We start from the raw sequence: 12,751 nt of genomic DNA, 5'->3' as shown, positions 1-12,751 counted from the left end.
ACCGACACACTCAGTCGCCGCACGTGAACCCGCTCAGTCGTCGTACGCGAACCGGGCGATCTGCCGGCAGTGATCGTCGGCCCAGGAGTTGCGGCCGCCGCGCATCAGTTCCGTCACGAGCGCCCGCGCCGGGCCCCGCCACGGCAGCGCCTCGAACTGCTCCCGCGCGGCGGGTTCGTCGCTCCACACCACGGACACCACGGAGCCCTCGTCGATGAAGGAGAGGCCGGGGGAGTCCGCCGCGAGCTGCTCGCGGGTCGAACCCGACGCCTTCTCCAGCTCGGCCCCCGACACACGGACGTAGCCGGCGAGGCTCCGCTGCCCGTCGGAGAGGTCGAGGAACATCCCTGCGACCGCCATGTTGCCGGCGTGCACCGACACCAGCGGCTTCCGCGGGTCGTCCGGCTCGCCGGCGGGAAGACACACGACGGACCAGTACTCGCATTCGCTCATGCGGGCGTTGGGCACGATCGACGACACGACGTCGCGGAGCCAGGCCGTGACGGAGCCGAACTCGGGATACTGTTCGAGCTCGCGGTACTTGGTCTCGCGCAGCGGCAGGGCGGTCGTTGACGGGGGCACACGGGTGTTCACGCGACGATTATGACCGCAGCCGATGTGGTGTGGGTCATCAGATCACCACGCCGGGATTCAGGATCGCGTTCGGGTCGAGCGCGGCTTTGATCCGCTCGGTCAACGCCATCACGTCCGGTCCCACCTGATCGGGTAGCCAGGCCTTCTTGAGCCGGCCGACACCGTGTTCACCGGTGATGGTGCCGCCGAGTTCGATCGCGAGATCCATGATCTTCCCGAAGACCGTCTGCGCCCGCGCCGTCATGTCCTCGTCGGCGGGGTCGTAGACGATCAGCGGGTGGGTGTTGCCGTCCCCGGCGTGGGCGATCACGGCGACGGTGACGTCGTGTCGGGTTGCGAGATCGGCGATTCTGCTCACCAGTTCCGGCAGTGCGGGGATCGGCACCCCGACGTCCTCGAGCAACAGGCTGCCGGTGCGCTCGACGGCCGGGATCGCCATGCGGCGGGCGACGGTGAACGCCTCACCCTCCTCGGGGTCGTCGGTCGCGAAGACGTCGTCGGCGCCGGCCTCGCGGCAGGCCCGCACCATGATCTCGATCTCCTCCGCGGCCGCGTTGCCGGGTGCGTCGGAGCGTGCGATGAGCATGGCCTCGGCGGTGCGGTCGAGTCCCATGCGCAGCATGTCCTCCACCGCCCCGATCGACGCCCTGTCCATGAATTCGAGCATCGCCGGTCGCAGGACCGCGGTGATCGCGACGACCGCGTCGGCGGCGGCCTGCACGGTGGCGAAGGTCGCGACCATCGTGGACGCCGGTGGCGGCGGTGGGACGAGGCGCAAGGTCACCTCGGTGATGACCCCGAGAGTGCCCTCGCTGCCGACGAACAGCTTCGTCAGCGACAGGCCCGCGACGTCCTTGACCCGCGGACCACCGAGCCGCACCGCGGTACCGTCGGCGAGGACCACCTCGAGTCCGAGCACGTAGTCGGTCGTCACCCCGTACTTCACGCAGCACAGCCCACCGGCATTGGTGGCCGCGTTGCCGCCGATCGTGCAGATCTCGAACGACGACGGATCCGGTGGATACCAGAGTCCGTGTTCGGCCGCGGCCTGCTTCACCTCGACGTTGAGCAGACCGGGCTGGACGACGGCGGTGCGGGTCGCGGTGTCGACGGTGATCGCCCGCATCTTCTCGGTGCTGAGCACGATCCCGTCGGCGAGCCCGCCGGACCCGCCGGACAGACTCGTGCCGGCACCGCGGGGCACTACCGGCACCCGGTGGGCGTTCGCCCACCGCAGTGTCGCCTGCACGTCCGCGGTGGATGTGGCCCGTACGAGCGCGAGGGGAACCGCGGCGTCCGGGTCCTGCGCCCGGTCCTGCCGGTAGCCGGCGAGGATGTCGGGATCGATGATCAGTGCGCCGGCGGGCAGCTGCCCGCGGAGTTCGTCGAGCAGGTTCCCTGGATACACGCCCCAGGTCTACCACAGGATGTGTCACAGGCCACAGATCCTCTGATTGGGTGAAGTGTCGTCGGGTACCCCTTCCGCAGGACACGGAAAGGAGAAGACGATGCCGAATCCGTCGATCAAGAACGAGAAGATGTACGAGGACCTGCGCGAGGACGGTGCCTCCAAGGAGAAGGCGGCCCGGATCTCCAACGCGGCTGCGAACGAGGGTAAGTCGCAGGTCGGGAAGAAGGGTGGCAAGTCCGGCTCCTATGACGACTGGACGGTCGACGACCTGAAGAAGCGTGCGAAGGAACTGGGCATGACCGGTTACTCCGACATGAAGAAGGACGAACTGATCGACGCACTGCGCAACCATTAGCCAGCCGCCCGGACCCCCGAGTTCGGGATCAGCCGAATTCGACACCCTGGGCGAGGGGCAGCTCCGTCGAGTAGTTGACGGTGTTAGTCGCCCGCCGCATGTACGCCTTCCACGCATCCGATCCGGATTCGCGCCCGCCGCCGGTGTGCTTCTCCCCGCCGAAGGCGCCGCCGATCTCGGCCCCCGAGGTGCCGATATTGACATTCGCGATGCCGCAGTCGGATCGGGCGAGGAACAATTCGGCCTCGCGCTGGTCGAGCGTGAATATCGCCGACGACAGGCCCTGTGGTACACCGTTGTGCAAGGCGATCGCCTCGTCGAGGTCGTCGTAGTCGAGGACGTACAGGATCGGGGCGAAGGTCTCCTCGCGCACCACCTCGGTCTGCGCCGGCATCCGGACCAGTGCGGGGGAGACGTACACGCCACCACCGGTGACCTCCACCCGTTCGCCGCCGACGACGAGCGTGCCCCCGTCGGTCTGCGCGCGGTCGAGCGCCGCGGTCATCGCCTCGTAGGACCGTTCGGAGATGAGCGGACCCACGAGGACACCCTCGTCCAGCGGATTCCCCACCCGCAGACGCGAGTACGCCTTCGCGATGCGCTCGACGAACTCGTCGGCGATCGATCGGTGCACGATCAGCCGGCGCAGGCTGGTGCAGCGCTGGCCCGCCGTGCCGGCTGCGGCGAACACGACGCCCCGGACGGCGAGGTCCTGATCGGCGGACGGAGCGACGATCGCCGCGTTGTTGCCGCCGAGTTCGAGCAGGCAGCGACCGAACCTCGCCGCGACCCGCGGCCCGACGATCCGCCCCATCCGGGTGGAGCCGGTCGCACTCACCAGGGCGATACGGGGATCGTCGACGAGCGCCTCACCCACCCTGTGGTCGCCGAGGAGCAGGTGATGGAGACCGCCGGGGGCGCCGACGTCGGCGGCGGCGCGGCGCAGCAGCGCGTCGCAGGCGAGGGCGGTGAGCGGGGTGGTCTCCGACGGTTTCCACACCACCGGGTCGCCGCACACCAGCGCGATCGCGGTGTTCCACGACCACACCGCCACGGGAAAGTTGAACGCGGAGATCACGCCCACCACGCCGAGCGGATGCCAGATCTCCATGAGCCGGTGCCCGGGCCGCTCGGACGGCATCGTCCGCCCGTAGAGCTGTCGCGACAGACCGACGGCGAACTCACAGACGTCGATCATCTCCTGCACCTCGCCCGCGGCCTCCGACGGGATCTTCCCCGCCTCCAGGGTGACGAGCTCGGCGAGATGCCGCTTGTGCTCGACGAGCAGTTCGCCGAGCCGTCGCACCACGCGGCCGCGCACCGGAGCGGGGACGTCGCGCCACTGTTCGAAGGCCTGTGCCGCCGCCGTGATCGTCGCGTCGACCTCGGCGGCCGAGTGGACCGGAAGGTGTCCGATCACGCTGCCGTCGACCGGGCTGGTCACCGCGAGCGCCGCGTCGTCGGGCAGGGCGTCGACACCGCACTGTCTCAGAGCGGTCGCCGCGCGATCGGCGAGATCGGTGGTCGCATTCATCGGTGAGCTCCTTTATTGCTCGGATACCCTGCGCTGGTGCCCGAATCCTCGAGAAACGACTCGTCGAAGGAGTCGCTGGACGACATCGATCGGATGCTGCTGCGCGAACTGGTCGCCGACGGTCGCGCGACGCTCGCGGCGCTCGCCGAGAAGGCAGGATTGTCCGTCTCGGCCGTGCAGTCGCGGGTGCGTCGACTCGAGGCGCGCAACGTGATCCGCGGATACAGCGCGCGCGTCGATCCCGAAGCGCTCGGGCTGATGTTGTCGGCGTTCGTGGCGATCACCCCTCTCGACCCGTCGCAACCCGACGACGCGCCGGCCCGCCTCCGGCACATCTCCGCGATCGAATCGTGTCATTCGGTGGCAGGCGACGAAAGCTACATCCTCCTCGTGCGTGTCGAGTCTCCTCGCGCTCTCGAGCGGTTGCTGCAGGAGATCCGGGCGACCGCCGATGTCGCCACCCGCAGCACCGTCGTTCTGCAAACATTTTACGAACGATAGGCCTCTGCGCCGTAAATGTTGCTGTGATACCGGGTTTGTCCCGTTGAGTCTCGCGTACGGTGGGGTCATGAGCACTGCATTCCGAAACCCGGACGGTGCCGAGAATCTCGCCCCCGACCGGGTACACAGCATCCTCGGCCGGCACATGCTCGCCGACGGTTTCGACCTCGTCCTCGATCTCGACCGCTCCCGCGGAGTCCGCCTCGTCGACGCCCGGGACGGAACGACCTATCTCGACATGTTCGGGTTCTTCGCGTCGTCCACGCTCGGGATGAACCATCCTGCGCTGACCGATCCGGAGACAGCGCACGAACTCGCCGCCGTCGCGGCGAACAAGCCCAGCAACTCCGACATCTACACCGTGCCCATGGCGCGCTTCGTCGAGACCTTCGTGCGCGTTCTCGGCGACCCGGCGCTCCCGCACCTGTTCTTCGTCGACGGTGGTGGGCTCGCCGTGGAGAACGCGCTCAAGGTGGCGTTCGACTGGAAGAGCCGCCTCAACGAGTCCCGCGGTCTGTCCGCCCACCCGGGCGGTTCGGTGCTGCACCTGACCGGGGCCTTCCACGGCCGCACCGGGTACACCCTGTCGCTGACGAACACCGATCCGGTCAAGACCGATCGGTTCCCCAAGTTCGACTGGCCGCGGATCGACGCGCCCTATCTTGTCGAGGGCCGTGATGTCGCCGCGGCCGAGGAGAAGGCCCTCGAACAGGCCCGACGAGCCTTCGCCGAACGCGCCCACGACATCGCATGCTTCATCGCCGAACCGATCCAGGGGGAAGGCGGCGACCACCACTTCCGTCCCGAGTTCTTCCGGTCGATCGCACAGCTGTGCCGGGAGAACGACGCCCTGCTGATCTTCGACGAGGTGCAGACCGGCGCCGGCACGACCGGCACCGCATGGGCCTACCAGCAGCTCGGCGTCACCCCCGACATCGTCGCCTTCGGCAAGAAGACTCAGGTGTGCGGGATCATGGCCGGCGAACGTATCGACGAGGTGCCCGACAACGTGTTCGCCGTGAGTTCGCGGATCAACTCGACGTGGGGCGGCAATCTCACCGACATGGTGCGGGCCCGTCGCATCCTCGAGGTCGTCGAGCACGACCGGCTGATCGACCGCGCCCGGTTGAGCGGAGCGCACCTGCTGTCGGGGTTGCAGCAGATCGCCGCGCGACGACCGGTCGTCACCGAGCCGCGCGGACGCGGACTGATGTGCGCCGTCGACCTCCCGACTCCGGAGATCCGCGACGAGGTGCTGCGACGGCTGTACCGCGACGAGCACGTCCTCGTGATCGGGACGGGCACGCGCGGCATCCGCTTCCGGCCGCCGCTGATCGTCACCACCCACGAGCTCGACGAGGCCCTCGACGCGCTCGACAGGGTGACCTCGCAGTACGAATGACGGGGCGGGTCCCCCTGTTCGGGGCCGCACGGCGGTAGCTTGTCGGATATGGCCGATGCACTGGACGAGACCGTGACCGGCGGCGAGTCCTTCGCGATTCCGTCGCTGGTCAACCTGAGGGACATCGGCGGTTGCCGGAGTTCGTTCGGCGGCGTGGTCCGCACCGGGGTGGTCTTCCGCTCCACGGACCTCAGCCGCCTGACCGACACCGACGTCGAGACCCTCGAGGCCCTGAGCATCGCGACGGTTTTCGACCTGCGCACGCTCGAGGAACAGCAGCGCCGTCCCGATCGTGTCCCCGACGGTGCCCGGCACCTCGGGCTCGACGTCCTCGCCGACCGGCAGAGCGGATCGATCGCGGCCGCGCTGCCGGAACTCGTATCCAACCCGGAGCTGGTGGCGCAGACACTCGGGGACGGTCGTGCTGTCGAGTACCTGCGGCAGAGCTACCGCGAGTTCGTCACGCTGCCGAGTGCCGTGGCGTCGTACCGGACCCTGGCGAGCACCGTCGCCCACGGAGACGTTCCAGGGCTCGTGCACTGCAGTGCCGGCAAGGACCGCACCGGCTGGGCGGCGGCCTCGCTGCTCCTGTTCGTCGGCGCCGACCAGGAAGCCGTCTTCGCCGACTACCTGCGCACGAACGACGAACTGCTCCCGCATTTCGACGACTTCTTCGCCCGGTTCGCATCGCTCGGCGGCGATCCGGAACTGATCACACCCCTGCTCGGTGTGCGTCGCGAGTACCTCGAGGTGGCGATCGAGGAGGCGCTGTCGCGCTACGGAACCATCGAGCAGTACTTCGCCGCCGGACTCGGTCTCGACGACGACACCCTGCAGGCACTGCGGACCCGGCTCGTCGATCCGGACGTGACCGCCTGACCGTCACCTCGGCGCCGGCGTGCTCAGGGTTGGCACGGGGACCGGACCGTAGCGTCGCCACCGCGGTCCGGGTGCGTAGGAGCGCAGCTCGTCGACTCGGCGTGCGACAGCGTCGGGATCGGCGAGTTCGGCGCGAGCGTCGGGGTCGCGGAGATAGTGGTCGAGCACGGCGTCGAGGAGTTCGGGAGCGATCTCGAACCGGCGCCGGTCGATGCGGGCAGTATGACCGGGGTGGCGTCGGGATGAGGGACGTAGGTCGCCGTCCTTGCGGTCGTCGATGATCCGCCACGGCAGTGGAACCCGCGAACTCGTGGTGGCGCCACGCGCCGGTAGGGCCGGCACGACGACATAGAGGGGATCGGCCAGTACTCCGGACGCCGTTGCCTCCCAGGGGATCCAGGTGTCCGTGGCGTGATCGCTGAAGCGGATTCCCTCGGCGGAGAGTGTGATGTAACCGGGGCGTAGTTTGTGTCGGACGATGAGGAAGCAGTAGCCGACCTGCCACGCGCAGGCGAGGACGGCCAGGACGACGTTGATGTCCAGCCGCTGTTCGTCGGGCTCGCCCGTCAGCCAGATGAGCCCGAGGAGCATGAGCGTGAACGCTCCGATCTGGACGAAAGCGATCCGGAACACCCAGGACGACTGCCGCAGAACCAGCGCCGGTGCCGTGGATCCGGTGTCCGCCGTGATGTGGTCCGCCTTCGTGCGAGGGCTGTACATGAGGAAGCCGAGCACCGGATACATGAGGATCGTGGCGCTCAGCGCCAGGATCACCGGCCAGCCCCTGGGCAGTTCGAGGGGAGCCCCCTGTGCTGCCTGCTCGATCAACACTGCCGGGACGAGCAGCAGGAAGACGAGACCGACGATTCCGGTCCCGAGAACGACGAAAGGGGCACGCGAGTCGCCGTAGGTGCGGAGACCGTGGTCGTCAGAAGATGGCATCGAATGCTCCTCGTCCCAGCCTGGCCAATCCTCCGATGGAGGCACCGGCGAGTTCTTTGGTTGCGCTTGCAGCACTTCCGACTTCGGCCAGGCCAGCGCTGAAGGATCCACCGATCGATTTCGTGCTCGACTCGTAGAGATTGTCGACCGCGCCGGAGGTGAAGATTCCGGTGACCGTCCCTGCTGCTGCGCCGACCACCGCTCCGAACGCCGTGCCGGCGCCCGGAACGATCGACCCGACCATCGCACCTGCCGCGGAACCGGCGGCTATCGATGCTCCGAGACCGAGGCCGTTGGATACCACGGCCTGTTCGAGGGACTCACCACCCGCGAAATAGTCGAGCCCGACACCGGCGACAAGACCTATGGTCCCCGCGGCCCGGCCGGCGGTCCGGGACATCGATGCCATGTCGTCGAGGCGTCCGGTGGTCGCCACCAGATCGTCGAGTGGTTCCCGCGCAGAACCGAACAGACGTCGTAACTCGTCGTAGGGTGTGTCCGGCGAAAGCGAGAGAAATCGCTCCATCTCACGGATCGCCTCGGTCTGGAGGTGCTGCTGCATGGTGAGGAGGTCCGCGATCCTGCCTTGCAGGTTCTTGTCGACGTAGTCGAGCGCGGTGCTCACGAGGAAGGACGCGGACCACGGGTGTCCGGTCCAGGTGTTCGTGGCGGTTGCGACTGCGACGGACCAGCGAGCGTGCACCGCCTCGGCGGCGTCACTCGCTTCTTGATATGCCGAGGTCCTCCGGAAAGCGGCTTCGTCGTCACCCGGGGGAGGATTACCGATCGTGTTGCATACGACCGGCAATCCCGCGGCCAAGGCACGAGCGCGGATGTCGGCCATGTCGGACAGGGCGCGCGACAGTTCGTCCGACAGGTCCGCGAAGACATCGGCGGTCTTCGATGTCCGCGCGTGGAAATCGTCGATGGCGTGGACGTGTTCGCTCGACCTGCCGAGATAGGTCTCGGAAGCGTCGCCCTCCCAAGCGTCGTCGGCGATGCGGCGCGCCCGGGCTGCGGCGTCGGCGACGTTCCCGATCGTGGTGCCCAGCGTCGTGCGGATCCAGTCCTCGACCCGTCGGATATCGGTGGGGTTGCCGGCGATGAAGGTGTCGATCGGCACGGTCACTCCGACCAGGTCCGGACGAGCGCGGCGGCGGCCTCGTCGTCGGCTTCCCGGTACGTCTGCGCTGTGGTCGTCAGCAGGCCACCCGTTCCGCCGAGCACCTCGACCATGCCGGCGAGGTCGGTGACGATCTGCGCAAGCATGCCGGTGAGCGGACCGGTCGCGAGACCCGCGTCCACACTCGTGGGGCAGGTGTCGACGAGATCCGCGGTGTCGGTGGCCGCACCCGTGTAGATGCCTGCGGCCCGATCGAGTTCGTCGGGATCGACGTACAGGCTCATCTCGCGTCTCCGGAGGCCGGGTGCCGACGTTCCGCTTCGGGTATCGGGACGTCGAGCAGCAGCGAATCCCACGGCTGTGCCTCCCGCAGTCGCGGGAGCACGTGCGTGGGCAGCACCAGCCACGGTTGCCCGGCGCCGCAGCAGGAGTGGAGACGGTCGAGCGCCGTGTAGGCGAGCAGCGCGATGCGGCCGTCGCTGAGATACCGATAGTCGACGGTGGCATCGGCCGGATCCGGGACCGCGTCCGCGCAAGGTAGATAGAGATACGGCGGGAGCACCGTCGGTAGTGCGTCCGCGACCTGTTCCTGCGACATTCGTTCCCCCGTGAGCAGCCTGTCCGATCCCCCGTCGGACTGTCGGCGCGAAGGAGGCTACCAGCGGCAGGTTTTGTGACGAATCACGGGTTGATGCTTACGGTTTCGACCGTCCGCGAGAACGTGAGCCGACGAGGGCCGCGACGGCGAGGCCGATCGCAACGCCGGCGAGATCGGCGCACCAGTCCCAGAACGAGCCGGAACGCCGGACAGCGACGGTGGCCTGGAGGATCTCCGTCAGCACGCCGTAAAGGCCCAGCCACACCACCGTGACGACGGGGGAGATCCGTGCGTAGCGGGAGCAGAGCGCGAGCGCAAGGAACATCAGCGCGTGTGTGACCTTGTCGGCGTGCGGCGGGCCGCTCGGCACCGTGCTGCCGGGGGAGAGCAGCATCGCGGTGATGACGACGACCGCGAGGATCAGGGGCAGTGCACGATGCCGGAGGAGCGTGGACGGCACGGTTCAGGCGTTCTTCTTCTCACCACGGTGGGTGTCGGCGTCGTCGGTGCTGTGCCCGTCCCGGTCGCGACCGGCGAACAGGACGATGCCCACGGCGGGGATCAGCAGGAAGAACAACCACGTGTCGAAGGTGAAGAACAGCACGAGCGCGACCAGCGGCGTCAGGCCCATCACGACCTCGCGCCACCGCTCGGGAGCCTTCTTCGGGATGATCACCGGAAGATCGTCCCGGGTCGTGGCCGAGCTATCGGTGAGGTGGGCGGGCAGGTCGGTGAACAGCACGTCGAGATCACCGCGCGTCCCGGCCGCCGACGCCATCGCGCTGCGTTCGTCGAACTCCGACAGCGTCAGCCGGCCGAGCGCGAAGTGCTCGCCGAGCAGGTCGAGAGCCTCACTGCGTTCTGCGTTGCCGATCCGGACGTCGGGGTGTTCGGGCATGCCGGCCACACTAACCTGTGCCGTCGGACCGGCAACAGCCACGGGCACCTCTCGAAGAGCTGTGATATCCGCTACAGGATCTCTGCAACAGCAGAAGGACGCGGCCGGGTACCGCGAGGTCAGGACGGCCCGCGGCCCTCGCCGAGGAGCCGGTAGGCCCGGCGACCCGCGACGAACAGCACACCGAAGGCGATGAGCAGCGCGATCGGGTGCCGGAGGACGACGATCACGAGCAGCGCGACCAGGATGAACGGAACCAACGTGAGCAGCTGTTCCGCCAGATCGCGTGGCCCGGTGGTGGCCATCGCGGCCGGCGCCGAGGGCAGGTCGGCGAACAAGGGGATCAGGTCGCCACGCACCGTGGCCTGCGTGGCGAGTGCGACCCGCTCGTCGAATTCCGCCAGGCTGAGACGGCCCGCGGCGAAGTGCTCGCCGAGCAGCGCTACGGCTTCTTCACGCTCGGCGGTGCCGATGCGGATGTCGGGGCGGTCGGCCATGACTCCAGGCTAGTGGTTTTTCGCGCGCATGAGCCGGTCACGGGGGCCCGACACGGCGAGGTCCCCCGCATCGTGAGCGATGCGGGGGACCGTCGGCCGTACTGCTCGAGCGTTGCTCGGGCGGGGTCCTATTTGATCTCGGTGAGCACGGTGCCCTGGGTGACCGCGGCACCCGGCTCGACCGCGAGGCCGGTGACGACGCCCGCCTTGTGGGCGTTGACCGGGTTCTCCATCTTCATGGCCTCGAGCACGGCGATGAGCTCGCCCTCGGCGACCTCCTGGCCCTCGGCAACCGCGACCTTGACGACGGTGCCCTGCATGGGTGCGGTCACCGCGTCGCCCGACGCCTTGCCGGCGCCGCCGCCACCGCGCTTGCGGGGCTTGGGCTTCTTGCGGATCGCGCCGGCGCCGCCGCCGTTACCGCCGAGCGAGAACTGCCCGGGCAGCGACACCTCGACGCGGCGTCCGCCGACCTCGACGACGACGTTCTGCCGCGGCAGGGCCTCGTCCTCGTCCTCGATCGGGGCACCACCGGTGTACGGCTCGATGGTGTTGTCCCACTCGTTCTCGATCCACTTGGTGTAGACGTCGAACTTCTCGCCGTCGCCCACGAACGCCGGGTTCTCGACGATGTGGCGGTGGAACGGGATGACCGTGGCCAGGCCCTCGACCTCGAACTCGGCCAGCGCGCGGGCAGCACGCTGCAGCGCCTGCTCGCGGGTCTCACCGGTGACGATCAGCTTGGCGAGCATCGAGTCGAACTGGCCGCCGATGACGTCGCCGGCGACGACACCCGAATCGACGCGCACGCCGGGGCCCGTGGGCTCCTTGTAGACGGTGATCGGGCCGGGAGCGGGGAGGAAGCCGCGACCGGCGTCCTCACCGTTGATGCGGAACTCGAAGGAGTGGCCGCGCGGGGTGGGATCCTCGGTGAGCTCGAGCTTCTCGCCGTTGGCGATGCGGAACTGCTGACGCACGAGGTCGATGCCGGCGGTCTCCTCGGTGACCGGGTGCTCGACCTGCAGGCGGGGGTTGACCTCGAGGAAGGAGACGGTGTCGCCCTGCACGAGGTACTCGACCGTGCCGGCGCCGTAGTAACCGGCCTCGCGGCAGATGGCCTTGGCGGAGTCGTGGATGCGCTTGCGCTGCTCGTCGGTCAGGAACGGCGCGGGGGCCTCCTCGACGAGCTTCTGGAAGCGGCGCTGCAGCGAGCAGTCGCGGGTGCCGGCGACGATGACGTTGCCGTGCTGGTCGGCGATGACCTGGGCTTCGACGTGGCGGGCCTTGTCGAGGGACTGCTCGACGAAGCACTCGCCGCGACCGAAGGCGGCGACGGCCTCACGGGTGGCCGACTCGAACAGTTCGGGGATCTCCTCGATGGTCTGCGCGACCTTCATGCCGCGTCCACCACCGCCGAAGGCGGCTTTGATCGCGACCGGCACGCCGTACTTCTTCGCGAACTCGACGACCTCGTCGGCGTTCTTGACCGGGTCCTTGGTGCCGGCCGCCATCGGGGCCTTGGCGCGCTCGGCGATGTGGCGGGCGGTGACCTTGTCGCCGAGGTCGCGGATGGACTGCGGCGAGGGGCCGATCCAGATGAGGCCGGCGTCGATCACGGCCTGGGCGAAGTCGGCGTTCTCGGAGAGGAAGCCGTAGCCGGGGTGGATGGCGTCGGCGCCGGACTTGGCCGCGGCGTCGAGGATCTTGTCGAACACCAGGTAGGACTCGGCCGAGGTGTTGCCGCCCAGTGCGAACGCCTCGTCGGCGAGCTTCACGAACTGTGCGTCTGCGTCCGGTTCGGCGTAGACGGCGACACTGCCGTAGCCTGCGTCCTTGGCGGCTCGGATGACCCGCACAGCGATTTCGCCGCGATTCGCGACGAGCACCTTCGTGATCTGCGCGCTGGCATGACTGGGCACGGAGCCTCCTGTTGATCGATCGTTAGGTTATTTCCGTCGACGGGCAGTCTAAGCGCCATTCGGATCGACGATGTAACCGGATGCCCGTATACATTACG

15 protein-coding genes are annotated in these 12,751 nt (G+C 68.4%); 4 read left to right on the top strand and 11 right to left on the bottom strand.

The window, feature by feature from the left end; translation table 11 throughout:
- Nucleotides 1-33 precede the first annotated feature (33 nt).
- Both IM25_RS22180 and IM25_RS22175 read right to left on the bottom strand, forming a co-directional pair.
- Nucleotides 34-594 (bottom strand): hypothetical protein, encoded by a 561-nt coding sequence (locus IM25_RS22180; RefSeq protein WP_065996421.1) that lies wholly within the window; start codon nucleotides 592-594, stop codon nucleotides 34-36.
- A gap of 37 nt (nucleotides 595-631) precedes the next feature.
- A complete protein-coding gene (locus IM25_RS22175) occupies nucleotides 632-2,002 on the bottom strand; it encodes an FAD-binding oxidoreductase (RefSeq protein WP_006550161.1) in 1,371 nt (456 codons plus the stop codon).
- 100 nt (nucleotides 2,003-2,102) lie between these two features.
- Here IM25_RS22175 and IM25_RS22170 point away from each other — a divergent pair, with 100 nt between their 5' ends.
- Entirely contained in the window at nucleotides 2,103-2,360 is a 258-nt protein-coding gene (locus IM25_RS22170) for a DUF7218 family protein (RefSeq protein ID WP_006550162.1), read from the top strand.
- Nucleotides 2,361-2,388: 28 nt separating this feature from the next.
- Here the strand turns inward: IM25_RS22170 and amaB are convergent, their stop codons facing one another.
- Nucleotides 2,389-3,894 carry an L-piperidine-6-carboxylate dehydrogenase gene (gene amaB, locus IM25_RS22165; RefSeq protein WP_033097077.1) on the bottom strand — a complete coding sequence of 502 codons (1,506 nt, stop codon included), beginning with the start codon at nucleotides 3,892-3,894 and terminating at the stop codon, nucleotides 2,389-2,391.
- A 36-nt stretch (nucleotides 3,895-3,930) separates the two neighbouring features.
- Here amaB and IM25_RS22160 point away from each other — a divergent pair, with 36 nt between their 5' ends.
- The 3 genes from IM25_RS22160 to IM25_RS22150 all read left to right on the top strand — a co-directional run bounded on the left by IM25_RS22160 (nucleotide 3,931) and on the right by IM25_RS22150 (nucleotide 6,676).
- Nucleotides 3,931-4,395 carry an Lrp/AsnC family transcriptional regulator gene (locus IM25_RS22160; RefSeq protein WP_033097078.1) on the top strand — a complete coding sequence of 155 codons (465 nt, stop codon included), beginning with the start codon at nucleotides 3,931-3,933 and terminating at the stop codon, nucleotides 4,393-4,395.
- Nucleotides 4,396-4,462: 67 nt separating this feature from the next.
- Nucleotides 4,463-5,797: an L-lysine 6-transaminase gene (gene lat / locus IM25_RS22155; RefSeq protein WP_033097079.1), complete on the top strand. Its 1,335-nt coding sequence runs from the start codon at nucleotides 4,463-4,465 to the stop codon at nucleotides 5,795-5,797.
- A gap of 48 nt (nucleotides 5,798-5,845) precedes the next feature.
- Complete coding sequence (locus tag IM25_RS22150) at nucleotides 5,846-6,676, top strand: tyrosine-protein phosphatase (protein ID WP_052040028.1); 831 nt, start codon at nucleotides 5,846-5,848, stop codon at nucleotides 6,674-6,676.
- A 3-nt stretch (nucleotides 6,677-6,679) separates the two neighbouring features.
- On the opposite strand, the gene IM25_RS22145 is transcribed toward IM25_RS22150, so the two are convergent.
- The 8 genes from IM25_RS22145 to IM25_RS22110 all read right to left on the bottom strand — a co-directional run bounded on the left by IM25_RS22145 (nucleotide 6,680) and on the right by IM25_RS22110 (nucleotide 12,653).
- Complete coding sequence (locus IM25_RS22145) at nucleotides 6,680-7,618, bottom strand: hypothetical protein (RefSeq protein ID WP_033097080.1); 939 nt, start codon at nucleotides 7,616-7,618, stop codon at nucleotides 6,680-6,682.
- Nucleotides 7,605-8,741: a hypothetical protein gene (locus tag IM25_RS22140; RefSeq protein ID WP_231911949.1), complete on the bottom strand. Its 1,137-nt coding sequence runs from the start codon at nucleotides 8,739-8,741 to the stop codon at nucleotides 7,605-7,607. Before IM25_RS22140 ends, IM25_RS22145 begins: the two co-directional genes overlap by 14 nt.
- A gap of 2 nt (nucleotides 8,742-8,743) precedes the next feature.
- Nucleotides 8,744-9,025 (bottom strand): hypothetical protein, encoded by a 282-nt coding sequence (locus IM25_RS22135; RefSeq protein ID WP_006550170.1) that lies wholly within the window; start codon nucleotides 9,023-9,025, stop codon nucleotides 8,744-8,746.
- Complete coding sequence (locus IM25_RS22130) at nucleotides 9,022-9,339, bottom strand: SAV_915 family protein (RefSeq protein ID WP_052040029.1); 318 nt, start codon at nucleotides 9,337-9,339, stop codon at nucleotides 9,022-9,024. Before IM25_RS22130 ends, IM25_RS22135 begins: the two co-directional genes overlap by 4 nt.
- Before the next feature lie 97 nt (nucleotides 9,340-9,436).
- Nucleotides 9,437-9,799 (bottom strand): VanZ family protein, encoded by a 363-nt coding sequence (locus tag IM25_RS22125; protein WP_033097082.1) that lies wholly within the window; start codon nucleotides 9,797-9,799, stop codon nucleotides 9,437-9,439.
- Between the two features lie 3 nt (nucleotides 9,800-9,802).
- A complete protein-coding gene (locus IM25_RS22120; protein WP_033097196.1) occupies nucleotides 9,803-10,237 on the bottom strand; it encodes a DUF1707 SHOCT-like domain-containing protein in 435 nt (144 codons plus the stop codon).
- Between the two features lie 119 nt (nucleotides 10,238-10,356).
- A complete protein-coding gene (locus IM25_RS22115) occupies nucleotides 10,357-10,734 on the bottom strand; it encodes a DUF1707 SHOCT-like domain-containing protein (RefSeq protein ID WP_033097083.1) in 378 nt (125 codons plus the stop codon).
- Nucleotides 10,735-10,862: 128 nt separating this feature from the next.
- Nucleotides 10,863-12,653: an acetyl/propionyl/methylcrotonyl-CoA carboxylase subunit alpha gene (locus tag IM25_RS22110; protein ID WP_065996418.1), complete on the bottom strand. Its 1,791-nt coding sequence runs from the start codon at nucleotides 12,651-12,653 to the stop codon at nucleotides 10,863-10,865.
- Nucleotides 12,654-12,751 lie beyond the last annotated feature (98 nt).

Source organism: Rhodococcus sp. p52 (genome assembly GCF_000763325.2).
GTDB lineage: Bacteria > Actinomycetota > Actinomycetes > Mycobacteriales > Mycobacteriaceae > Rhodococcus > Rhodococcus pyridinivorans.
The sequence above is the reverse complement of the archived record's forward strand: the minus strand, read 5'-3'. Positions and strand labels throughout refer to the sequence as shown.